Here is a 22,040-nt window from a genome sequence, read left to right as displayed (position 1 = left end):
CTGCGGAGGTGGCCCGTGGCGGCAGCGCCCGACAAGTCGTCGGCCGGCCCGGCCCTGCTGGAAGTGCGCGAGGTGAGCAAGTCCTTCGGCGCCGTGGCGGCCGTGCAGGGAGTCAGCTTCCCGCTGTACGCAGGTGAGGCCCACGCGCTCGTCGGCGAGAACGGTGCCGGCAAGTCGACGATCGTCAAGATGCTCGCCGGCGTGCACCGCCCCGACACCGGGACGCTCGCGGTCAACGGCACGGCGACCGAGTTCACCGGCCCGGCCGATGCGAAGGCCGCCGGCATCGCCGTCATCTACCAGGAACCGACGCTCTTCCCCGACCTCTCGGTCGCCGAGAACATCGCGATGGGCAACCAGCCACTGACCCGGCTCCGGCAGATCGACCGGCGGGCGATGCACACCAACGCGGCGCGGCTCTTCGCCCGGCTCGGTGTGCACATCGACCCGGACCGCCCGGCCCGCGGCCTGTCGATCGCCGACCAGCAGCTCGTCGAGATCGCCAAGGCCCTCTCCAGCGAAGCGCGCATCCTGATCATGGATGAGCCCACCGCCGCCCTCAGCGGTGTCGAGGTCGAGCGGCTCTTCACGGTCACCCGGGCGCTGCGCGACGAGGGCGCCGCGATCATGTTCATCTCGCACCGCTTCGAGGAGATCACCGCCCTCTGTCAGCGGGTCACGATCATGCGGGACGGCAAGCACGTCTGCACCGAGCTCGTCGCCGACCTCAGCGTCGACGACATGATCCGGCGGATGGTCGGCCGCGACCTGAGCGCGCTCTTCCCCAAGCAGGACGCCACGATCGGCGAGACCGTCCTCGAGGTGGAGGGCCTGGGCCGCGAGGGCGTCTTCCGCGACATCAGCTTCACCGTCAAGGCGGGCGAGATCGTCGCGCTGGCCGGCCTGGTCGGCGCCGGTCGCAGCGAGGTCATGCAGGCGGTGTTCGGCGTCGACAGGTACGACACCGGCTCGGTGAAGTTCCTCGGCAAGCGGCTCAAGGCCGGCTCGCCGCGGGCCGCCATGGCCGCGGGCATGGGCCTGGTCCCCGAGGACCGCCGCCAGCAGGGCCTGATCATGGAGTTGTCCGTCGAACGCAACGTGACCCTCCCGCGCAGCCGCGCACTGGCCAAGCTCGGCCTGCTCTTCGGCGGTTCCGAGCGGCAGGAGGCCCGCAGCTGGACCGAGCAGCTGCACACCAAACTGGGCCGCCTCTCCGACCCGGTCGGCACGCTGTCGGGTGGCAACCAGCAGAAGGTCGTGCTGGCCAAATGGCTGGCCACCAGCCCGAAACTGCTCATCGTCGACGAGCCCACCCGGGGCATCGACGTCGGCACCAAGGCCGAGGTCCACCGGCTGATGTCGTCGCTGGCCGCCCGGGGCCTCGCGGTCGTGATGGTCTCGTCCGAGCTGCCCGAGGTGCTGGGCATGGCCGACCGGATCATCGTGCTGCGCGAGGGTCACATCGCCGCCCAGCTCACCCGAGACGAAGCCACGGAGGAGTCCGTCATGTACGCGGCCATGGGACAGGTGGCAGCATGACCACGGCAGTCGCGTCGAAGCCGAAACGGCCGCAGTTCTCGCTGGGCGGTGTGCTGAAGACCCGCGAGCTCGGCATCGTGGTGGCCCTCGCGGTCCTGGTCGCCTACACGGCGATCAGCAACCCGCGGTTCCTCTCCGGCCAGAGCGTCCGCGACATCCTGCTCAACACGGCGATCATCGCAGTGATGGCCGCCGGTCAGGCCGTGGTGGTCATCACGCGCAACATCGACCTGTCGGTCGGCTCGGTCCTCGGCCTGAGCGCGTTCACCGTGGCCACGATGATGAGCGCGAACCCCGGCCTGCCGATGGTCGTCGCCCTGCTGGTCGGCCTGGCTGTCGGCGGCGCCGCGGGCCTGCTCAACGGTGTCCTCGTCCGGTACGGCCGGGTGCCCGCGCTGGTGGTCACGCTCGGCACGATGTACATCTTCCGCGGTCTGACCTACTCGTGGGCGGGTGGCCAGCAGGTCAACGCCGACGAGCTGCCGCGGCACTTCCTGCAGTTCGCCAACGCCTCGTTCCTGAAGATCCCGTGGCTGGTGCTGATCGCCCTGATCGTCGTCGGCGGAGTCTCCCTGGTGATGCGCAACTACCGCGTCGGCCGCGAGCTGTACGCGATGGGTTCCAGCCCGCAGGCCGCCGAGCTGGCCGGCATCAAGGTCAGCCGCAACCTGCTGGGTGCGTTCATCGTCAGCGGGGCGCTCGCGGGCCTGGCCGGTGTCCTCTTCGCCGCCCGGTTCGGCACGGTCGACGCGGCCGCCGGCACCGGGTACGAGCTGAACGTCGTCGCCGCGGTGGTTGTCGGCGGGGTCGCGGTCTTCGGTGGCAGCGGCACGGTCTGGGGTGCCGGTCTCGGCGCCCTGCTCCTGACCGTGATCGGCAGCGCCCTGACCGTCCTCGACATCAACCAGTTCTGGCAGCAGGCGATCGTCGGCGCCCTGATCATTCTGGCCATCTGCGCGGACCGCCTGGTCGCGGTCCGGATCGCCCGGTCACTGCGGAAGAAGGACTCGCATGTCTGAGCTGAAGCGGAAGCTGGCCGGCTGGGACACCATCATCATCGCGCTCACCGTCGTGGTGCTGGTGATCGCGTCGCTGGGTGTGCCGAACTTCGGGACCAGCCGCAACTTCACCTTCCTGGTGCTCGACCTGATGCCGATCCTGCTGGTCGCCCTGCCGATGACCTTCATCATCGTGACCGGCGAGATCGACCTGTCGGTGGCGAGCACCCTGGGCCTGGCCAGCTCGATCATGGGCTGGCTGTGGAACCAGGGCCTCTCCATCGAGTCGATCATCCCGATCTGCATCATCGCCGGCGCGGTGCTCGGTGCCCTGAACGGCTTCCTCGTCACCGGCCTCGGCCTGCCCTCGCTGGCTGTCACGATCGGCACGCTCGCCCTGTACCGCGGCCTCGCGCTGGTCGTCCTCGGTGACGGCGCAGTCGCCGACTTCCCGTTCAACTACACCGGCTGGGTCACGGGGACCATCGGTGGCGGCTCGATCCCGAACGTCCTCATCCTGATCGTCGCCCTCGCGGTGATCTTCGGGGTGGTCCTGCACGCGACCCCGTTCGGCCGTTCCCTGTACGCGATCGGTGCGAACGCCGAGGCCGCCCACTTCTCCGGCATCCGCGTCGCCCGCACCAAGTTCTGGCTGTACGTGGTCAGTGGCGCGGTCGCCGGACTGGTCGGTGTGCTGTGGACGCTGCGCTACTCCAGCGCCCGCGCCGACAACGGTGCCGGACTCGAGCTGGCCGTGGTCGCCGCGGTCCTGCTCGGTGGTGTCTCCATCTTCGGCGGCAAGGGCAGCCTCCCGGGTGTCCTCGCCGGCGTGGTCCTGCTCGCCGCACTCCAGAACGCACTGCGTCTGCAGGACGTGTCGGGTCAGGCGCTGAACATCGTCACCGGCGCCCTGCTCGTGCTCTCCGTGCTCCTGCCCAACATCGCCACCTCGATCCGCAGTACCTGGCAAAGGCGGAGACTCCGCCGCGCCGCCACTGTTTGACCTTCCCCTCGTATAGGAGCTCGCCATGCTTCGCACCCACCGACGCCTACTCTCGGCAAGCGCCGCATCACTGCTGGTTCTTGGTATCGCTGCTTGTGGCGGCACCACCAAGGACAGCGCCTCCGACTCGGGTCCCGCCGCCGCGCAGTCCGGTGCCGCCGACCCGAACGCGAAGCTCAAGGAAGGCCTGAAGATCGCCTTCCTGCCGAAGCAGCTGAACAACCCGTACACCGACGTGGAGGTCGGTGGTGGCAAGGTTGCCGCCGGCGAGCTGAAGGGCGAGTACAAACTGGTCGGCCCGAACGATGCCAGCGCGTCGTCGCAGGTCAGCTACATCAACACGCTCATCCAGCAGCAGCAGGACGTCATCGGCATCGCCGCCAACGACCCGAACGCGGTCTGCCCGTCGCTGAACCAGGCCCGCCAGGCCGGCATCAAGATCGTCGCGTTCGACTCGGACGCCTCCAAGGACTGCCGCGACGTCTTCATCAACCAGGCCACCACCCAGGGCATCGGCGAGAGCCTGGTCAAGATGGCCAGCGAGCTCGCCGGTGGTGAAGGTGAGATCGCGATCCTGTCGGCCACCCCGAACGCCACGAACCAGAACGCCTGGATCGAGGTCATGAAGACCGAACTGGCCAAGCCGGAGAACTCCAAGCTCAAGCTGGTCAAGACCGCGTACGGCAACGACGACGACCAGAAGTCGTTCCAGGAGGCCCAGGGTCTGCTGCAGTCGTACCCGAACCTGAAGGTCATCGTCTCGCCGACCACGGTGGGCATCGCCGCCGCCTCGCGCTACGTCAGCTCCTCGAACTATAAGGGCAAGGTCGCCATTACCGGTCTGGGCCTGCCGAACCAGATGCGCGAGTACGTCAAGGACGGCACCGTGAAGAAGTTCGCGCTGTGGAACCCGGCCGACATCGGCTACCTCGCCGCGTACGCCGGTGCCGCTCTGGCCTCGGGTCAGATCACCGGCAAGGAAGGCGAGAAATTCACCGCCGGCAAGCTCGGCCCGTACACCGTCGGCGCCGCCGGTGAGATCGTCCTCGGCCCGCCGACCGAGTTCACCGCCGAGAACATCGACCAGTTCAACTTCTGACAGCCATGCGCTACTGCTTCCACCTCCAAGTCCGCGAGGACCGGATTGCGGAGTACGTGGAGCGGCACCAGGCCGTGTGGCCCGAGATGCAGTCAGCATTGCGGGCCACCGGCTGGCGCAACTACTCCTTGTTCCTGCGCCCCGACGGCCTCCTGATCGGCTACGTCGAAGCCGACAACCTCGACGCGTCCCGGGCCGCGATGGACGCCACCGACGTGAACGCCCGCTGGCAGGCTGAGATGGCCCCCTTCTTCGCCGGCACCACTCCCGAAGAGGGTTTCCCCCTGCTCACCGAGGTCTTCCACCTCTCCGAAGACGAAGACACAGAAGGTAAGTGATCCACATGGCTGACCTGGCCGCCGTCAAACGGGCTCTCGCCGCACAGCGCATCGAGACCCCGTCGTGGGCTTTCGGCAACTCCGGCACCCGGTTCAAGGTCTTCGCCCAGGCGGGCGTCCCCCGCACCCCGGAAGAGAAGATCGCCGACGCGGCAACCGTCCACAAGTACACGGGCATCGCACCGACGGTCGCGCTCCACATCCCGTGGGACAAGGTCGACGACTACGCGGCCCTGGGCGAATACGCGGCCTCCGTCGGTGTCGGGATCGGCGCCATCAACACCAACGTCTTCCAGGACGACGACTACAAACTCGGCTCGGTCACCAACCCCGACCCGGGAATCCGCCGCAAGGCCACGGACCACCTCCTCGAAGCCGTCGACATCATGGACGCGACCGGCTCCCAGGACCTCAAACTGTGGTTCTCCGACGGCATCAACTACCCGGGCCAGGACGACCTCCGCAACCGCCAGGACCGCCTCGCGGCCGCGCTGCGCGAAACCTACGACCGGCTCGGCGACAACCAGCGCATTCTCCTGGAATACAAGCTCTTCGAACCGGCCTTCTACGCCACGGACATCCCGGACTGGGGCACCTCGTACGCCCACTGCATCGAACTCGGCGAGAAAGCCACGGTCTGCATCGACACGGGTCACCACGCGCCCGGCACGAACATCGAGTTCATCGTGGCGTTCCTGCTTCGCCAGAAGAAACTCGGCGCGTTCGACTTCAACAGCCGCTTCTACGCGGACGACGACCTCATGGCCGGCGCCGCAGACCCGTTCCAGCTCTTCAGAATCATGTACGAGATCGTGCGTGGCGGTGCCTTGGACCCGGCCTACGGCATCAACTTCATGCTCGACCAGTGCCACAACATCGAGGCGAAGATCCCGGCCATCATTCGCTCGGTGATGAACATCCAGGAAGCGACCGCCAAAGCCCTGCTGGTCGACCGCGAGGCGTTGACCAAGGCCCAGAACGACGGCGACGTCCTGGAAGCCAACGCCGTCATCATGGACGCTTACAACACGGACGTCCGGCCACTGCTCGGCGAGGTCAGAGCAGATGCGGGCCTGGACCCGAACCCCATCAAGGCTTATCGCGAGAGCGGCTACCAGGAGCAAATCGTGAAGGACCGGGTCGGCGGAGAGCAAGCCGGCTGGGGCGCGTAGCGGAAGCAAGCGGCCGGTGCCGGGACCCGTGGGTGCGGGTCCCGGCGTGAGCGTCTCAGAACAGGCCGTTGCTGTGCGGTAGATCGCCCTTGATCTCGGGGGTGATGTCCCAGTGCTCAACGATCTTGCCGTTCTCGACCCGGAACAGGTCGTAGAACGCGGTCGGGGTGACGCCGAAGCGGCCCTCGGAGACGGTCAGCACGAAGTCGCCCTCGGCGACGACCTTGTGCACGGTGTCGTAGACCATGCTGACGCCCTGCTCGGCCAGCGCGCCGAGCGCGGCGCCGAGACCGTCGAGGTTGTCGCCGATGCCGGTGTTGTGCTGCCAGTACTTCTCGGCGCTGAGGTAGTCGGTGATCGTGTCGACCTTGCCGCCCTTGAGCACGGTCTCGACGAACCCGACGACCAGGTCACGGTTGGCGTCGGTGGCGTCGAGGTCGGTGACCTCGGTGGCACCGTCGGTCTGCGAGCGGCCGGAAACGGTCTTGTCGACCTGCGGCGTCAGCGCGTCCCAGTGCTCGGCCAGTTTGCCGTCGGCGACACGGAAGATGTCGAACGCGACAAGCGGGTCCGGGCCGAAGCCGTGGTAGGTGCCGTGCAGGGCCACCAGGTCGCCGTCGGCGATGACGCGGTGCAGGTCGTAGCGGAACCCGGCGGGCAGATTCTGCACGAGCTGCCGCAGACCTTCGGGGCCATCAGCGGCCAGGCTGCTGTGCTGCACGTAGGCCGGGCCGACCCAACGGTCGACGGCCGAGGGGTCCTTGTCGCCGAACAGCTGTCCGGCGGCGCTCAGAACGACGTCCTTGGCAGTCATGACGGGTGCCTCTTTCTTCGTGGTTGCCTGTGCTGTTGAGACCAAGGTATGGGCCGGAAACGGGTTCAGCCGGGTACGCTGGCGACCTGTGATGGTCAAAAACCGACACGCTGCCGACGGTATCCCCGAACTGGGATTTGCTGCGCCCGCCGGCACACCGGCCGGCGTGGAGGTCATGACGCTCGCGCAGCTGCACGCACGCGTCGGGAACGACGGGCTGGGCAGACCACAACGCCCGACGTTTCATCACCTGATCACCGTCAGCCGCGGCACGCTGTGGCACACCGTCGACTTCACCGAATACAGCCTGAGTCCGGGCAGGTGGCTGTGGGTGCGCCCCGGCCAGGTCCAGCAATGGGGTCGGCTCGACGACGTCGACGGCACGCTGGTGCTCTTCCAACCGGACTTCCTCGACCCCGGCAGCGGCACGGCCGCCCGCCTCGACGACCCGCACGCCCCGGTCCTGCGCGAAGCCGCCGACGACGATGAGGACCGGCTGACCGACGCGGCCGAGCACCTCAGCCGCGCCTTCACCAGCCCCGGGCGGTTGCCGCTGGAGGTGCGCCAGGCGGTGCTGCGGCACCTGCTCGCCGTTCTTGTTCTGCGTCTGGCCCACCTCGGAGCCCCACCCGGCAGCCCCGCCCCTGAACCCAGCGACACGTTTCTGCGGTTGCGCGACGCCGTCGAACGCGACTTCACCCGCACCCGCCGGCTGCAGGACTACGCGCACACCCTCGGCTACTCCGCTCGCACCCTCTCACGCGCCACCCAGGCCGCCGCCGGCGTCAACGCCAAGGAATTCATCGACCGCCGCGTTGTGCTGCAAGCCCGGCGGCTGCTCGCCCACAGCGACGACACTGCCGCACAGATCGCCGCCCGGCTCGGCTTCACCAGCGCGACCAACTTCAGCAAGTACTTCCACCAGCGCACCGGCACCACCCCGATCGCCTTTCGTGCGGCCATGCGGACCAGCACGCCACCCGACCTGTCATGACACCGGCGCAGGGCGAGGGCCGCTGCCATCGGCAGCGGCCCTCTTCCTTTTCTCAGGCTGCGTGGGGTGGTGGTTCTGCTGCTCCCGTCATGATGGCTACGGCCTCTGACATGGAGTGGCTCTTCGGTGTGATGACTGTTGCTCGTCGTCCGAGCCGTTGGATGTGGATCCTGTCCGCGACCTCGAAGACGTGCGGCATGTTGTGGCTGATCAGGATGACCGGTAGGCCTTTGTCCCGGACGTCTCTGATGAGTTGGAGGACTCGGTTTCCCTCCTTGACGCCCAGGGCGGCTGTGGGTTCGTCGAGGATGACGACCTTGCTGCCGAAGGCGGCTGAGCGAGCCACCGCCACCGCCTGCCTTTGACCACCGGACAGGGATTCCACCGCCTGGTTGATGTTCTGGAGGGTGGCGACGCCCAGCTCGCTCATGTGCCGTTTGGCTTCGGAGCGCATGTGTCCTTTGTCCAGGAGGCGGAAGACTTTGCCCAGGACTCCGGGTTTGCGTTCTTCGCGGCCCAGGAAGAGGTTGTCGGCGATGTCGAGGCCGGGGGCGACGGCGAGCGTCTGGTACACCGTTTCGATTCCGGCAGCCCGGGCGTCCATGGGGTTGCGGAAGTTGACACGTTCGCCGTCGAGGTAGATTTCGCCGCTGTCCGGGACGACAGCTCCGGACAGAGCTTTGATGAGGCTGGATTTGCCGGCGCCGTTGTCACCGATGACGGCGAGGATCTCGCCTGGATAGAGCTCCAGGTCGCCGCTTTCGATGGCGGTCACGCGACCGTATCTCTTGGTGAGGCCGCGGGCCTCGAGGACCGGTGTTGTCACGTCTTCACCTTCCTGATCCATTGGTCGAGGGAGACCGCGACCAGGACGAGCAGGCCGATGGCGAAGCCCTGCCAGACGACTTCGACGCCGGCGAGTTGCAGGCCGTTGCGGAAGACGCCGACGATGAGGGCGCCGATGAGAGTGCCCAGGACGCCGCCGCGGCCGCCGAAGAGGCTGGTGCCGCCGAGCACCACTGCGGTGATGGAGTCGAGGTTGTAGTCGACGCCGACGTTCGGGCTGGCCGAGGCCAGGCGGCCGATGAGGATCCAGGCGCCTACCGCGTAGAGGAGACCGGCGACGGTGTACACCGAGAAGAGGACCCGGTTGGTGCGGATGCCGGCCAGGCGCGCCGACTCGATGTCGTCACCGGTGGCGTAGACGTGTTTGCCCCAGGCGGTGGAGCCGAGCGCGTAGAAGAAGAACGCGAACAGCAGCAGCATGATGATCGAGCCGTAGGTGAGGCGGAAGCCGCCGATGGGGATCGTCGTGCCGGTCCAGGTCATGATGCCCGGCATGTCGGAGCCGCGGATGGTCTCGCTGTTGGACACCACGGCGTTCAGGGAGAAGAAGATGCTCAGGGTGCCCAAGGTGACGATGAACGGGGGCAGTTTGATCCGGGTCACCAGGAAACCGTTGAGCGCACCCATCGCCGTGCCGCAGATCAGGCCGAGGATCAGGGCGAGCAGGCCCGGTACGCCGATCTTGGTGGCGAAGCTGGCCATCAGGATCGACGAGAACACGGCCACCGCGCCCACCGACAGGTCGATGCCGGCGGTGAGGATGATCAGCGTCTGACCGAGGGCCAGGACCGCGATGACGGTGACCTGGGCGAGCACCAGGGACAGGTTGGCGGCGGAGAAGAAACGCTGGTTGGCGATCGAGAAGGCGATGATCGCGACGATCAGGACGGCCAGCGGGCCCAAGGTCGGATTGCCGTGCAGCAGATGCTGCAGGCGCAGGCCGAGGGAGTCGTTGCGCCGGACGTCGAACTCCTGCGGCGAAGGCTCTTTGGTGGCGGTTGTTGTCATCGTCAGCCCCAGCAGTTTTCTTTGCCCCAGGCCGAGTCCTTGGCCTCGACACCGGTCTGCGGCTGGTCGGTGATCAGCGTCGCCCCGGTGTCGACGAAGTCCTTGCCCGCGGTCACCTGTGGTTTGGTGCCGTCCTTGGCGAAGGCCGAGATCGCGTCGATGCCCAGCGAGGCCATCTTCAGCGGGAACTGCATCGAGGTCGCGCCGATGACACCGGCCTTGACGTTGTCGACGCCGGGACAGCCGCCGTCGATCGAGACGATGGTGACGTCCTTGTCCTTGCCGGCGGCCTTGAGCGCCTGGTAGGCACCGGCCGCGGCGGGCTCGTTGATCGTGTAGACCAGGTTGATCGACGGGTCCTTCTGGAGCAGGTTCTCCATCGCCGTACGCCCGCCGTCCTCGGCGCCGTCGGTGACGTCGTGACCGGAGATCCGCGGGTCGTTCTCGTCGCCGATCTTGTTGGGGTCGCCGACGGGGATACCAAAACCGTCCAGGAAACCCTGGTCACGCTTGACGTCGACGGAGACCTGGTTGGCGTTGAGGTCCAACAGGGCGATCTTCGCCTGCTTGCCGTCTTTCTCGAACTTCGCCTTGGCCCACTGCCCGACCAGCTTGCCGGCCTGGTAGTTGTCGGTGGCGAAAGTCGCGTCGGCGGCGTTGGCCGGGTCGGTCGGCGTGTCCAGGGCGATGACGAGCATGCCCTGCTGACGTGCCTTGTCGATCGACGGGACGATCGCCTTCGAGTCGTTCGGTGTGATCAGGAAACCCTTGGCGCCGGCGGAGATCAGGCTCTCGATCGCCTGCACCTGGGCCTCGTTGTCCCCGTCCTGCTTGCCGGCGAAGCTCTGGAGCTTCACCCCCGCCGAGTTCGCGGCCTGCTGCGCGCCCTCCTTCATCTTGACGAAGAAGGGGTTGGTGTCCGTCTTGGTGATCAGGCCGACGATCGCTCCGTCACCGGAACCCGAGTCGCCACCACAGGCCGCGGTCCCCACGATCAGGGTCACGGCGAGCAGTGCAGGCCCGAGGCGCCCGCGCTTGATCAGCATTGATTGGCGCATGTCCCCTCCAAATCGATTTAGCAAAAATCGAGAGACAACGTTGTCTTGCAGTAGACGTCTCGGCGGATCGAGTGTCAACAATAAGTTTCCAGAATGTTGCTATCCGTGATCATCATTGGCGTTGATCAATGGAATGGGGAGATATGACGGAGGGGCGGCCGACCATGAACGACGTCGCTCGCAGTGCCGGTGTCAGTCTCAAGACCGTTTCCCGCGTGGTGAACGGCGAGCCCACCGTCGACCCGGCGCTGGTGGAGCGCGTGCGCGCCGCGGTCGCCTCGCTCCACTACCGGCCGCACCTCGGCGCGAGCATGCTGCGCCGCAAGGACAGGCGCACCGGCACGATCGGGCTGCTGCTCGAGGATGTCGGCAACCCGTTCTCGGCCGCCGTCCACCGGGCCGTGGAGGACGAGGCGCGGGCGCGCGGGGTGCACGTGCTGACCGGCAGCCTCGACGACGATCCCGAGCGCGAACGCGACCTGGCGCGGGCCTTCGCGCGACGGCACGCCGACGGGCTGATCCTGGCACCCGTCGGGCCCGACCAGGGATATCTGGCCCTGGAGCTGCCGCCCGGTGTTCCCGTCGTTTTTGTGGACCGGACGGCGACGGGCTTCACCGGTGACTCCGTGCTGGCCCGTAACGCCGCGGGGGCCTCCGCGGCAGTACGCCACCTGATCGCGTACGGGCACCGGAGGATCGTGTTTCTCGGGGACCTGTCACGGATCACCACGACGCGGGAGCGCAGGCGGGGCTACCTGGATTCGGTGGGGGCGGCGGGGCTGCGGGCGTACACGGTGGAGGGTTTGCATGATTCGGTGGCGGCCGAGGCGGCGACGCGGGAGCTTTTCGAGCGGGCGCGACCCCCGACCGCCCTGTTCACCGGTCAGAACCTGATCACCATCGGCGCGGTGCGGGGGCTGCGTGCGCTGGGCCGGCACCACGACGTCGCGCTGGTCGGCTTCGACGACTTCCCGCTGGCGGACCTGCTCGAACCGGCGGTGACCGTGATCGCCCAGGATCCGGCGGCGATGGGCCGGGCCGCCGCACAGGCACTGTTCGCCCGCATCGACGGGGACACCAAGGAGCCGCGCGAGATCAGCGTGGCGACAACGCTGATCCCGCGCGGCAGTGGAGAGATACCGGTCCGGTTTACGGGAAGTTCGTGACCGTGCGCGGCACAACCTCGGAGGCCGTTGCCGCGGCCCCGATGTTGTTGACGACGTGGTCGATGGTTCCCGAGGCGAGCGAGATGGTGAAGATGTTGCGGAAGCGCACGTTTCCGTTGGCCGGAGCCTGGAAGCCGTTCGCCGAGTGGACCGCCGGGTTGTTCTGGAAGAACGCGTAGCTGCCCATGGCCCAGGCGTCGTGGCTGGTCACGTTGTCGGCGACCTTGTACGCCGGGTAGCCGACGCCGTCCGTACGCCACACCGCGTTCGACGGCGGGTCGTACGGCTGCTCGTTCTGCAGGAAGTAGGTCCGGCCGCCGTTGCCGTTCCAGAGGACCTCGGTCTTCTGGTAGTGCTCGACGAACAGGCCGTACGCGGTCACGTTCTGACCGTTGACGATCAGGCCGCTGTCGGCGGTGTTGATGGTCCAGCCGTAGGTGCCGGCGTTGCCGTGGTCGGCCCGCCACGCCCAGATGTGGTCGATGATCGTGTTGTTGCTGTTGACCAGCAGGCTGTTGGTGGCCTTGCCGGCGATCGAGCCGCCGATCCGGAAGAAGACGTCCTGGACGGTCGTCGGGTTGCCCGCGTGGTTCGCGTTCGAGCCGTTCGGGCCGATGACCAGCAGGTTCGCCGAGTTGGTCGTGCCGGCGTCGAAGAGCAGGCCGGCGATCTTCACGCCGTCCACGTCGGCCACCTGCATCGGGGTGACGCCGCCGTCCGGGATGATCGTCGCGTAGCCGAGACCGAGCACCACGGTGTTCGCCCGGGTCACGTTGATCGTCTGGTTGACGTGGTAGATGCCCGGCTGGAAGAGCAGGTTGAGGCCCTGAGCCAGTGCGTTGTTGATCGTCGCGGCGCTGTCACCGGGCTTGGCGACGTAGAACTGCGTCAACGGGATCGCGGTGCCCGGCGTGTTGCCGTTCAGCCAGGTGGCACCGGAGGCGTTGGTCTGCAGGTTGGGGACGAACACCTGGTAGGCCCCGCCGGCCTGGTACAGGTAGGGCTTCTCCCGGATGACCGGCGCGCTGCCGATCACCGTGTACGGCGGGGTCGGGTAGCTCGCCGCGGGTGCGCCCTGCACACCGACGAACGTCTGGTTCCACACCGCGTTGGAGTTCGAGCCGATGGTGCTGTTGCGGGTGAACCACTGCTGCTGCGAGTACTGACCCTCGACGCCGGTGATCCGCGAGTCGGCGATGTAGCCGCCGGACGCCCAGCCGTAGCCGTTCGGGGCGAGGTTCAGGTCGCCGTGGATGTCCATCCGGCGGAAGGGCGCGGCCTGCGAGACGGCCCAGCGGTTCGCACCCGAGACCGGGTACAGGGAGAGGTTCTCGACCGAGCGCCAGAAGTTCTGGGTGGCGTTGCCCTGGAACCAGCCGGCGTCGACGGTGATGTCACCGTTGATCCGGGTGTCCTGCGGGTTCTGGCCGAGGCCCAGCACGGAGGTGTAGAAGCCGACCTGGATGTTCAGGCCGTTGTAGGTGCCCGGCTTGAACGCGAGCACGTACCGCTGCAGGCCGAACTGGTTCGACTCCTGCTGGCGGAAGATCGTGTCGGCCTGGCTCTGGATCGAGGCGGACGACATCGACGGGTCGAAGACGATGACGTTCGCGCCGAGGCTGCCGCCGCCCGGCAGTGTCGGGCCGCCGGGGGTGGTCGGCGGGGTGGTCGGCGTCGTGGGCGTGCCGCCGAAGACCTTGAACTCCCAGAGCGAGTAGCCGTACTGGGTGGCGCGCTCGGTGCCGTACATGCGGACGTAGCGAGCGGTGGCCGTGACGTCCACGCTCTGGACGCCCGCGTTGCCCGCGGTGTTACCCGTGGCGTCGGCCCACGTGCTGCCGTTCTGCGACGTCTGGATCTTGAAGGTCTTGCCGTACGCCGCCTCCCAGTTCAGCTCGACCCGGCTGATCGCCGAGCTGGCGCCGAGGTCGACCTGCAACCACTGCGGGTCGGAGAAGGCGGACGCCCAGCGGGTGCCCGTGTTGCCGTCGACCGCGGCGGACGCCGGGAACGCGCCCGGGTTCTCCGACGACGAGGCGGTTGCCGTCTTGCCCTGCGACAGCAGCGTCTCGGCGGCCTCGGCGCTCAGCGCGGTGATGGCGCCGAAACCGGCGACGACGGTGGCGACCAGCGCACCGGTGGCGGCGAGCCGCCACTTGCTGCGGGATCGCCTCTCGGGGACTACGGAGGGAGCGGGATTGACCATTGCTTCTCCTACACACAGCGATACGGACGCGGGGGATGCGCGTCCGGACGGGAGCCGGGGAAAGCTCCCGATGGGGATGCCGGAGGGGCGTTCACGGAGAGCGCTCCCCCGTTCCTGGACGCTAAGTTCGTTACGGCCATGTGTCAAAGGTGGGGTCTGAAGTTAAGCGGCGGTTAATCGCGTCCGCCCGGCCGCAGACCGGGCCTGGGCCGTCACTCCATCGGTGGCATCGATTGCCTCACTGTTCGTGATCCACCTCCACCCAAGACCGGTGGCACCGATCGTGAGCTGCGGAAACCTGCAATCACCTCCAGGGACATCAGGTAGCGGCGCGTAGTTGGCCGGCTGACTGACGAGGCTTCGGTGACGGGTACGCCTGGGTCCGGATAACGGTTGCGGACGGGCAATCGGCCTGCCCGAATCGGCTCGCTCGCGCAGGACGGTCATTACCGGCTTACCGCTCGATTGGGGCAGCGAGGCGAAAAATCGGGGAAGCGCTTCCCCGTCGTAGGGTGGACGGATGCGGCTGGTTCTGATGGCGGACACACACGTGCCCAAGCGCGCCCGGGACCTGCCCCCGGCGCTGTGGGCCGAGGTGGAGGCAGCCGACGTGGTCGTCCACGCCGGCGACTGGGTCGACGTGCCACTGCTGGACGCGCTGGAGGCCCGGTCGAGACGGCTGATCGCCTGTTACGGCAACAACGACGGTCCGGCGCTGCGGGCCCGGCTGCCGGAGATCGCCCGCGCCGAGCTGGACGGCGTACGCCTCGCCGTGGTCCACGAGACCGGGCAGTCCACGGGTCGCGAGCAGCGCTGCGCGGAACGCTTCCCCGACACGGACGTGCTGGTGTTCGGCCACTCGCACATCCCGTGGGACACGACGGCCACCACCGGGCTGCGGTTGCTCAACCCCGGCTCACCGACCGACCGCCGCCGTCAGCCGTACGCGACTTTCCAGACGGCGACGGTGGCCGGTGGGCAGCTGTCCGGCGTGGAGCTGCACCGGGTGATCAGACGAGCCTGACCGGGCCCGCATCGATCGCCACCCGGAACAGCGAGTACGGGTAGTGCCGCTGGTCGGTGCCACCCTGGTAGTCCGCCTGCCGGTGCAGCTGGTTGGCCGTGACGTAGAGGTGGCGGTCGGCGGCAACCGACATCGTGTCCGGCCACAGCAGCCGCGGATCGTGGGCGACCGTCTCGAACGTACCGTCCGGCAGCCGCCGCAGGATCGCGTTGTGCTCGTAATCGGTGACGTAGAAGCGGCCCTGGTCGTCGGTCTCGAGGCCGTCGGATCCGCCGCCCTTGTTGCCCTCGTCGACGACGGTGGCGGCCACCTCCGGATCACCGACCGACCGGTCCACCAGGGCGTCGGTGGAGACGCTGTACCAGTGCCGGGAGGCGAGCGGGCAGTAGTAGAGGCGGGACCCGTCGGCGGCGATGGCGATGCCGTCCGACCCCATGCGTACCGGCTCCGGTGGGCCGTCGGCGGGTCGTTTCATCAGCACCGCACCCTCCACGACCGGCAGGAACGTCGCCGGCTCCTCGGCCTTGGTGGAGGGGTGATCGTGCAGCCGGCGCCAGGCCGTACCGGTGGCCAGGTCGACCACGATGATGCCGTTGGCGCCCTGGTCCGAGGAGTCGGTGATGAAAGCGACGTTGCGGCGCAGGTCGAAGCGGACGTCGTTGAGGTACGTGGTCGGCAGCGCCACGTCGGGCTCGAAGACGATGGTCTGCACGACGGTGTCGGTCGCGAGGTCGACGCAGACGAGCTTGGGCCCGCCGGGCGTGGTCGGCTGGAACAGCGGGCTGCCGGTGTCGAGCACCCACAACCGGTCGGCGGGGTCGACGACGATGCTCTGCACGGAGACGAAGGCCTTGGCGTCGTCGTCACCGGCCGGGCTGTTCCAGGCCTGGTCCGGGTAGGCGACGGCGGTGCCGTCACGCAGCTCGGCGACGGTGAACTCCACGTCGTCGCCCCACTTGGGGTAGTTGACGAAGATCCGGCCGGTCGCCGAAACGCTCACCCCGGTGGGCATCGGCCCGCTGTCGAAGGTGTGCACGGTTTCGAGATCGCCGATGGGCTGGTCACTCGGTTGTTCCGTCATGGCAGCCGCATACCCGCCTCGGCACGGGCCTAACGAGCGCAGCAAGATGGCCGCGCCCGAACTCCGGACGCAGCCATCTGCGCAGGTCAGCCCAGGTCGACGCTGGGGTAGAGCGGGAAGTCGGCGAGCAGCTCGGTGGCCTGCTTCGACACCCGGTCGGAAACCGCGGTGGCAAGGTCGAACTTCGCCTTGGACGCGCCGGCCTTGGTGCTGGTCAGGACCGTGTGCATGAGCTCGGCGATCTGGTCCATCTCGCCCGTGCCGAGGCCGCGGGTGGTCAGGGCCGGCGTGCCGATGCGGATGCCCGAGGTGTACCAGGCGCCGTTCGGGTCCTGCGGGATCGAGTTGCGGTTGGTGACGATGCCCGAGTCGAGCAGCGCCTGCTCCGCCTGACGGCCGGTCAGGCCGTACTTGTCGACGTCGATCAGCACCAGGTGGTTGTCGGTGCCGCCGCTGACGACGGTGGCGCCCCGGCTGGTCAGGCCGGCCGCGAGCGCCTGAGAGTTGTCGACGATGCGCTGGGCGTAGTCGGCGAACTCGGGGCGGCGGGCCTCGGCGAACGCGACCGCCTTGGCCGCCATCACGTGCGCGAGCGGGCCGCCGAGGACCATCGGACAGCCGCGGTCGACCTGGTCGGACAGCTCGGGCTGGCAGAAGACCGCACCGCCGCGCGGGCCGCGCAGGCTCTTGTGGGTCGTCGTGGTGACGATGTGGGCGTTCGCGATCGGGTCGAAGTCACCGGTGAAGACCTTGCCGGCGACCAGGCCCGCGAAGTGCGCCATGTCGACCATGAACGTCGCACCGACCTCGTCGGCGATCTCGCGCATGATGCGGAAGTTCACCTTGCGGGGGTACGCGGAGTAGCCACCGACGATGACCAGGGGCTTGAACTCCTGGGCCGACGTCCGCAGCGCCGCGTAGTCGATCTGGCCCGTGGCCGGGTCGACGCCGTAGCTGCGCTGGTCGAACATCTTGCCGGAGATGTTCGGGCGGAAACCGTGGGTGAGGTGACCACCGGCGTCGAGCGACATGCCGAGCATGCGCTGGTTGCCGAAAGCAGCCCGCAGCTCGGCCCACTCGGCGTCGGTCATGTCGTTGACGTTGCGCTTCTGGACCTTGGCCAGGGCGGGCGCCTCGACCCGGTCGGCGAGGATCGCCCAGTACGCGACGAGGTTCGCGTCGATGCCGGAGTGCGGCTGCACGTACGCGTACGGCGCGTTGAACAGGGCCTTCGCGTGCTCGACGGCGACGGACTCGACGGTGTCGACGTTCTGGCAGCCGGCGTAGAAACGGCGGCCGATCGTGCCCTCGGCGTACTTGTCGCTGAGCCAGTTACCCATGGCCAGCAGCACGGCCGGGGACGCGTAGTTCTCGGACGCGATCAGCTTGAGGGACTCGCGCTGATCGGTCAGCTCCTTGGCGATCGCGTCGGCGATGCGGGGCTCGACGGCGCGGACCGCGTCCAGGGCGGAGCGGAATGCGGTCGATTCGGCGTTCAGTGCAGACATCGGACCTCCCTATCACAGGTGAAGAGGCCCAGGCGCACGGCAGGTCGTCCGGAACGGACGGGACCGCTCCCCGATGGTTTGCCCATCCGAACGCGCCAGTCACGGCCCGCCGACCAGCATACCGGCGTGCGCCCGGGCGACGGCAGTCAGGAGAACCACATTCCGCCGTCGACGACGATGGACTGGCCGGTCACGTAACCCGCGTCGGATGACGCCAGGAACGAGACGACACCGGCGACGTCGTCCGGCGTCTCGAGGCGGCCCAGCGGGATGCCGGCGACCATGCCGGCCAGCTCCGAGCCGGTCGCGGTGCCCCGGCGGGTGGTCATCACCTGGTCGATCGACTCCCACATCGGCGTCTGCACGACGCCCGGGCTGTAGACGTTGACGGTGATGTTGTGCTCCGCGAGCTCCTGGGCGACGGACTGGCTCAGACCGCGAACGGCGAACTTCGACGCCGAATAGGCGCCCTGCCACTTGCCACCGCGATGGGCGGCGACCGACGCCGCACCGATCAGCCGGCCGCCGCGCCCCTGGGCGATCATCTGCCGGGCGGCGGCCCGATAGCAGTGGAAGACACCCTTGAGGTTGACGTCCATCGTGCGCTGCCAGTCCTCGGCCGTGGTCTCTACCAGCGGCGCGGTCACGGCGATGCCCGCGTTCGCCACCAGCACGTCGAGACCTCCGAAGCGGGCCACGTGCGCCGCGACGGCCGCGTCGACCTCACCCTGTTCGACAACATCCACCGGTACGCCGTGAGCACCGAGCTCCACGGCTGTCCGGTCGAGCTCCGGACCGGGCAGGTCGGCCACCGACACGGCGAGCCCGTCCGCGATCAGGCGAGCGGCGATTGCCCGTCCGATGCCCCGCGCGGCTCCGGTGATCAGCGCCGACCGTTGCTCCATGCCAACTCCCTGCTAGGGTGCGCTCATATGAGCGGCTCATCGCTCGTTTGACAACCATCGTGCGCTGCTGTCCGGAACGGAGTCAAGGCGTGCAGGACCTGATCGCCGCGCTGGTCGCCCGGCGCTTCTACCTGGAGCAGCGCACCAAGAAGCAGATCGGGGACGAGCTCGGCATCTCGCGCTTCCGGGTCGCGCGGATCCTGGACCGCGCCTTGCGCGACGGCGTCGTCCGCATCGAGATCGCGGTGCCACCGGCGGTGGACCTCGAGCTGTCGGAGCGCCTGACCGCGTACACCGGGATCCGGCAGGCGCTGGTCCTGCGGGAGCCGGACCAGCTCGGGCCCGCCTGTGCCGCCCTGCTGGCCGAGCGGCTCACCGAGGAGGACGTGCTCGGCGTCTCCTGGGGCCGTACGCTGCACGAACTCACCGCGGTCCTGCCGCCGCTGCCCCGGGCCGAGGTGGTCCAGATCGTCGGAAGCGTGCCGAGCGCGGATCTCAACGTGAACTCGCTGGAGCTGCTGCGCCGCCTGAGTGAACGCACCGGCGGCCGGGTCCACGCCCTGCACGTGCCCATGATCCTCGACTCGCCCGAGGTCGCCGCCTCGCTGCGGGCCACCGCGTCGGTCGCGGAGACGCTGGCGACTTTCCCGCGGCTGACCTGTGCGCTGGTCGGCATCGGACGCTGGCAGCCCGGCGGCTCGTCGCTGCGGTCGGCCCTGCCGGAGCCGCTGATCCGGGATCTCGACGCGGCCGGTGCCGTCGCGGACATCTGCTCGACCGTTCTGGACAAGAACGGCTCGGTGGTCGGCGGCGACACCGTGCCCGCCCGGTGCATCGCCATCACCACCGAGCAACTGCGGGCGGTGCCTGACGTCATCGCGGTGGCCGGCGGCGAGACGAAGGCGCCCGCACTCGCCGCAGCCGTCCGGGCGGGACTCGTTCACCGATTGATCACCGACACGGCAGCGGCGACGGCGTTGATGTCACTAGCCTGACGGGCGTGAACGGCGTACAGATCTTGCTCATCATCGGGGCCGGCATCGGCATCTCGGCCCTGGCCCACCGGCGTGGACTCCAGCCCGGCCTCATCGTGGTCACGCTGGCCGCCGGGGTCAGCTTCATCCCCGGGGTGCCGCGGCTGGAGCTCGAGAGCGAGCTGATGCTGGCGATCGTCGTGCCGCCGCTGCTCTACTCGGCCACCCGCGGGGCGTCGTTCACGGCGTTCGGCAGGAACTTCCGGGCCATCTTCAACCTGGGTGTGCTCCTGGTCGTGCTGACCGCGGGCGCCCTCGGTGCGCTGTCGACCTGGCTGTTGCCGACGATCGGGCTGGCGGCCGCCTTTGTGCTCGGCTCGGTGCTCGCACCGCCGGACACGATCACCACGGTGACCCACGGCGACGAGCTGGGGCTGCCCAAACGGGTCACCACCATCCTCACCGGCGAGAGCCTGGTGAACGACGCCACGGCGCTGACGTTGTTCAGCATCGCGGTCGCGGCGGTGAGCGGTGAGCACACCACGTGGGGCGGCGGGATCCTGGAGTTCTTCCGCAACGCCAGCATCGGCGCGGGGATCGGTGGCCTGCTGGCCATCGCGACGCTCACGCTGCGCAAGATGCTGCGCAACCCGACGCTGGAGACCTCACTCGGGCTGCTCGTGCCGTTCACGGCGTTCCTGCTCGCCGAACAGGTGCACGCCTCGGGCATCATCGCGGTTGTCGTCGCCGCCTTCTCGATCAGCATCAACACGTCGCTGGACCCGCGTCACCAATATCCGAACGCGTACCGGACGCGGTTGCAGGAGGACGCGTTCTGGCCCGTCGTGGACTTCCTGCTGGAGACGTTCGTCTTCGCGTACATCGGGCTGCAGTTGAAGTTCGTGCTCGAGGATCTGGCCGCGGAGGAGGATCCGGGCCTGACCCGGACGCTGGTCGCAGCCGGTGTGCTGCTGCTCGCGGCGATCGTCCTGCGCCTGACCGGTGTCTACGCGCTCTTCGGCTGGTGGCAGCTCGGCGACCGCAACACCAAGGCGAAGCTGGCCCGATCTCCGGAATTCGCCGAGCGGCTGAACGAACGCCGGACGCGGGGGCGGCGCAACCGGCGGCCCCGCGAGATGCCGCTGGACGCGCCGAACGCCCGCGAGACCATGGTCGTCGGCTGGACGGGCATGCGCGGCATCCTGACGCTGGCGGCCGCGGCATCCGTGCCGGAGATGCTGGCGAACGGCGAGGAGTTCCCCGGGCGCAGTGCGATCCAGGCGATCGCGCTGATCGTCACGCTGGGCACCCTGCTGATCCAGGGCACGACGATCCGCAGGCTGGTCGGCCTGCTCCACCTCGACACCTCGGGCGAACGCCGCGAGGCGGAGGAGATGCGGACCCGCGGCGTCGAGGTGATGACCGCGGCGGCGCCGGCCCGTGACGGTGGCCCGACCACGGACGACTACGAGAAGCAGCGGACGGCGATCAGCACGGCCGTGTCCGACGGAACGCTGGACGAGGAGACCGGTCGCGGCCTGATCAGCGACATCGACCTGCGCCAGGCCGCCGCTCAGGCGAGCTCGTAGACGGAGATGTGGTCCGCGCTCCGGCTGGTGAAGGGTGCGCGGTGCCAGTCGGACCAGCGTTCGCGCAGACGCAGGCCGGCCAGGCGGGCCATCAGGTCCAGCTCGGCCGGCCAGCAGTAGCGATGTGCGGTCGGCAGCAGGCGGAAGCCCGTCGCGTCGACCGTGACGTGCTGCATCTCGATGCGCTGGGCGATGCGGTCGTGGACGGTCAGCGTGAAACCGGCGGAGTCCTCGTGGACGGCGTCCGTCCGGAACTGGCTGTCGTAGGCGGCCACGTCGGGGACGTAACACTCGAGGACAAAAACGCCGCCCGGCTCCAGCACCCGGGCCACGTTGCGGAACGTGTCGACCTGGCGGTCCTGGGCGGTCAGGTTGAAGAGGCTGTTCCAGACCACGTAGACCAGCGGGAACGGTCCCGGGTTGGGCACGTCGGCCATGTCGCCGGTGAGCACGGGCAGCGACTCACCACCGGAGATGGTCCGGAGTCTGTCCACAACGGCCTGGGACGCTTCGACCCCCTCGACGGCGAACCCGCGCCGGGCCAGCGGAATCGCCACCCGACCACCGCCGATGGCCAGCTCGAGCACGCTCGAACCGGCCGGGGCCAGGCCGGCGAGGAAGTCCACGGCGGCCGTCGGGTCCGGGCCCTGACTCAGGTCGTCGTAGCGGCCGGCCCAGCGGTCCCCGAAAAACGCGGGGTCGTCGAAATCCGTCACGG

At 68.5% G+C, this 22,040-nt stretch carries 20 protein-coding genes and 1 riboswitch; of the genes, 11 read left to right on the top strand and 9 right to left on the bottom strand.

Annotation, left to right across the window (positions count from 1 at the left end; genetic code table 11):
* Positions 1–15 precede the first annotated feature (15 nt).
* Genes AFR_RS03310 through rhaI form a run of 6 tightly spaced genes read left to right on the top strand, consistent with a single transcriptional unit; the run spans position 16 to position 6,149 of the window.
* Entirely contained in the window at positions 16–1,539 is a 1,524-nt protein-coding gene (locus tag AFR_RS03310; RefSeq protein WP_023357885.1) for a sugar ABC transporter ATP-binding protein, read from the top strand.
* A complete protein-coding gene (locus AFR_RS03305; RefSeq protein WP_023357884.1) occupies positions 1,536–2,558 on the top strand; it encodes an ABC transporter permease in 1,023 nt (340 codons plus the stop codon). The genes AFR_RS03310 and AFR_RS03305 overlap by 4 nt, the downstream gene beginning before the upstream one ends.
* Entirely contained in the window at positions 2,551–3,540 is a 990-nt protein-coding gene (locus AFR_RS03300) for an ABC transporter permease (protein ID WP_023357883.1), read from the top strand. The genes AFR_RS03305 and AFR_RS03300 overlap by 8 nt, the downstream gene beginning before the upstream one ends.
* A 25-nt stretch (positions 3,541–3,565) precedes the next feature.
* Entirely contained in the window at positions 3,566–4,639 is a 1,074-nt protein-coding gene (gene rhaS, locus AFR_RS03295; RefSeq protein WP_023357882.1) for a rhamnose ABC transporter substrate-binding protein, read from the top strand.
* Positions 4,640–4,644: 5 nt separating this feature from the next.
* Complete coding sequence (locus tag AFR_RS03290) at positions 4,645–4,977, top strand: L-rhamnose mutarotase (protein WP_023357881.1); 333 nt, start codon at positions 4,645–4,647, stop codon at positions 4,975–4,977.
* Between the two features lie 5 nt (positions 4,978–4,982).
* Positions 4,983–6,149, top strand: coding sequence for an L-rhamnose isomerase (gene rhaI / locus AFR_RS03285; protein ID WP_023357880.1), 1,167 nt, complete (start codon positions 4,983–4,985; stop codon positions 6,147–6,149).
* Between the two features lie 55 nt (positions 6,150–6,204).
* On the opposite strand, the gene AFR_RS03280 is transcribed toward rhaI, so the two are convergent.
* Positions 6,205–6,963 (bottom strand): nuclear transport factor 2 family protein, encoded by a 759-nt coding sequence (locus tag AFR_RS03280; RefSeq protein ID WP_023357879.1) that lies wholly within the window; start codon positions 6,961–6,963, stop codon positions 6,205–6,207.
* 175 nt (positions 6,964–7,138) lie between these two features.
* Here AFR_RS03280 and AFR_RS03275 point away from each other — a divergent pair, with 175 nt between their 5' ends.
* Positions 7,139–7,957 (top strand): helix-turn-helix domain-containing protein, encoded by an 819-nt coding sequence (locus tag AFR_RS03275; RefSeq protein ID WP_238547231.1) that lies wholly within the window; start codon positions 7,139–7,141, stop codon positions 7,955–7,957.
* A gap of 52 nt (positions 7,958–8,009) precedes the next feature.
* Here the strand turns inward: AFR_RS03275 and AFR_RS03270 are convergent, their stop codons facing one another.
* Genes AFR_RS03270 through AFR_RS03260 form a run of 3 tightly spaced genes read right to left on the bottom strand, consistent with a single transcriptional unit; the run spans position 8,010 to position 10,869 of the window.
* Complete coding sequence (locus AFR_RS03270; protein ID WP_023357877.1) at positions 8,010–8,783, bottom strand: ATP-binding cassette domain-containing protein; 774 nt, start codon at positions 8,781–8,783, stop codon at positions 8,010–8,012.
* The gene (locus tag AFR_RS03265) at positions 8,780–9,811 is read right to left on the bottom strand and encodes an ABC transporter permease (RefSeq protein WP_023357876.1); all 1,032 of its coding nucleotides are present in this window, start codon (positions 9,809–9,811) and stop codon (positions 8,780–8,782) included. Before AFR_RS03265 ends, AFR_RS03270 begins: the two co-directional genes overlap by 4 nt.
* Before the next feature lie 2 nt (positions 9,812–9,813).
* A complete protein-coding gene (locus tag AFR_RS03260; RefSeq protein ID WP_041840569.1) occupies positions 9,814–10,869 on the bottom strand; it encodes a sugar ABC transporter substrate-binding protein in 1,056 nt (351 codons plus the stop codon).
* Between the two features lie 164 nt (positions 10,870–11,033).
* Here AFR_RS03260 and AFR_RS03255 point away from each other — a divergent pair, with 164 nt between their 5' ends.
* On the top strand, positions 11,034–12,035 hold the full coding sequence (locus AFR_RS03255) for a LacI family DNA-binding transcriptional regulator (protein ID WP_023357874.1): 1,002 nt from the start codon (positions 11,034–11,036) through the stop codon (positions 12,033–12,035).
* Here the strand turns inward: AFR_RS03255 and AFR_RS03250 are convergent.
* Positions 12,019–14,241, bottom strand: coding sequence for a discoidin domain-containing protein (locus AFR_RS03250; protein ID WP_023357873.1), 2,223 nt, complete (start codon positions 14,239–14,241; stop codon positions 12,019–12,021). The two genes, AFR_RS03255 and AFR_RS03250, sit on opposite strands and share 17 nt — an antisense overlap.
* 520 nt (positions 14,242–14,761) lie before the next feature.
* On the opposite strand from AFR_RS03250, the gene AFR_RS03245 reads away from it, so the two are divergent.
* Complete coding sequence (locus tag AFR_RS03245; protein ID WP_023357872.1) at positions 14,762–15,265, top strand: metallophosphoesterase family protein; 504 nt, start codon at positions 14,762–14,764, stop codon at positions 15,263–15,265.
* Here the strand turns inward: AFR_RS03245 and AFR_RS03240 are convergent.
* From AFR_RS03240 to AFR_RS03230, 3 genes are all read right to left on the bottom strand, one after another.
* Positions 15,252–16,346, bottom strand: a complete 1,095-nt coding sequence (locus tag AFR_RS03240) for an L-dopachrome tautomerase-related protein (protein WP_023357871.1) — start codon at positions 16,344–16,346, stop codon at positions 15,252–15,254. The two genes, AFR_RS03245 and AFR_RS03240, sit on opposite strands and share 14 nt — an antisense overlap.
* 86 nt (positions 16,347–16,432) lie before the next feature.
* Positions 16,433–17,854: a glycine hydroxymethyltransferase gene (locus AFR_RS03235; RefSeq protein ID WP_023357870.1), complete on the bottom strand. Its 1,422-nt coding sequence runs from the start codon at positions 17,852–17,854 to the stop codon at positions 16,433–16,435.
* Positions 17,855–17,873: 19 nt separating this feature from the next.
* Positions 17,874–17,967, bottom strand: a riboswitch (ZMP/ZTP riboswitch).
* A gap of 33 nt (positions 17,968–18,000) precedes the next feature.
* Positions 18,001–18,759 carry an SDR family oxidoreductase gene (locus tag AFR_RS03230; protein WP_023357869.1) on the bottom strand — a complete coding sequence of 253 codons (759 nt, stop codon included), beginning with the start codon at positions 18,757–18,759 and terminating at the stop codon, positions 18,001–18,003.
* An 89-nt stretch (positions 18,760–18,848) separates the two neighbouring features.
* Here AFR_RS03230 and AFR_RS03225 point away from each other — a divergent pair, with 89 nt between their 5' ends.
* A complete protein-coding gene (locus AFR_RS03225; RefSeq protein ID WP_023357868.1) occupies positions 18,849–19,754 on the top strand; it encodes a sugar-binding transcriptional regulator in 906 nt (301 codons plus the stop codon).
* A 5-nt stretch (positions 19,755–19,759) separates the two neighbouring features.
* Positions 19,760–21,322: a cation:proton antiporter gene (locus tag AFR_RS03220; RefSeq protein WP_023357867.1), complete on the top strand. Its 1,563-nt coding sequence runs from the start codon at positions 19,760–19,762 to the stop codon at positions 21,320–21,322.
* Here AFR_RS03220 and AFR_RS03215 read toward each other — a convergent pair.
* The gene (locus AFR_RS03215) at positions 21,307–22,038 is read right to left on the bottom strand and encodes a methyltransferase domain-containing protein (protein WP_041840567.1); all 732 of its coding nucleotides are present in this window, start codon (positions 22,036–22,038) and stop codon (positions 21,307–21,309) included. The two genes, AFR_RS03220 and AFR_RS03215, sit on opposite strands and share 16 nt — an antisense overlap.
* Positions 22,039–22,040 lie beyond the last annotated feature (2 nt).

This window comes from Amorphoplanes friuliensis DSM 7358, from assembly GCF_000494755.1.
GTDB classification, from domain to species: domain Bacteria; phylum Actinomycetota; class Actinomycetes; order Mycobacteriales; family Micromonosporaceae; genus Actinoplanes; species Actinoplanes friuliensis.
The sequence above is the reverse complement of the archived record's forward strand: the minus strand, read 5'-3'. Positions and strand labels throughout refer to the sequence as shown.

Bases quoted from the DNA above. Each gene is read 5' to 3' on its own strand.
- rhaS (WP_023357882.1), top strand. From the start codon at position 3,566: ATGCTTCGCACCCACCGACGCCTACTCTCGGCAAGCGCCGCATCACTG.
- AFR_RS03230 (WP_023357869.1), bottom strand. From the start codon at position 18,759: ATGGAGCAACGGTCGGCGCTGATCACCGGAGCCGCGCGGGGCATCGGA.
- AFR_RS03305 (WP_023357884.1), top strand. From the start codon at position 1,536: ATGACCACGGCAGTCGCGTCGAAGCCGAAACGGCCGCAGTTCTCGCTG.
- AFR_RS03265 (WP_023357876.1), bottom strand. From the start codon at position 9,811: ATGACAACAACCGCCACCAAAGAGCCTTCGCCGCAGGAGTTCGACGTC.
- AFR_RS03260 (WP_041840569.1), bottom strand. From the start codon at position 10,869: ATGCGCCAATCAATGCTGATCAAGCGCGGGCGCCTCGGGCCTGCACTG.
- rhaI (WP_023357880.1), top strand. From the start codon at position 4,983: ATGGCTGACCTGGCCGCCGTCAAACGGGCTCTCGCCGCACAGCGCATC.
- AFR_RS03235 (WP_023357870.1), bottom strand. From the start codon at position 17,854: ATGTCTGCACTGAACGCCGAATCGACCGCATTCCGCTCCGCCCTGGAC.
- AFR_RS03300 (WP_023357883.1), top strand. From the start codon at position 2,551: ATGTCTGAGCTGAAGCGGAAGCTGGCCGGCTGGGACACCATCATCATC.
- AFR_RS03250 (WP_023357873.1), bottom strand. From the start codon at position 14,241: ATGGTCAATCCCGCTCCCTCCGTAGTCCCCGAGAGGCGATCCCGCAGC.
- AFR_RS03255 (WP_023357874.1), top strand. From the start codon at position 11,034: ATGAACGACGTCGCTCGCAGTGCCGGTGTCAGTCTCAAGACCGTTTCC.
- AFR_RS03240 (WP_023357871.1), bottom strand. From the start codon at position 16,346: ATGACGGAACAACCGAGTGACCAGCCCATCGGCGATCTCGAAACCGTG.
- AFR_RS03275 (WP_238547231.1), top strand. From the start codon at position 7,139: ATGACGCTCGCGCAGCTGCACGCACGCGTCGGGAACGACGGGCTGGGC.
- AFR_RS03245 (WP_023357872.1), top strand. From the start codon at position 14,762: ATGCGGCTGGTTCTGATGGCGGACACACACGTGCCCAAGCGCGCCCGG.
- AFR_RS03280 (WP_023357879.1), bottom strand. From the start codon at position 6,963: ATGACTGCCAAGGACGTCGTTCTGAGCGCCGCCGGACAGCTGTTCGGC.
- AFR_RS03290 (WP_023357881.1), top strand. From the start codon at position 4,645: ATGCGCTACTGCTTCCACCTCCAAGTCCGCGAGGACCGGATTGCGGAG.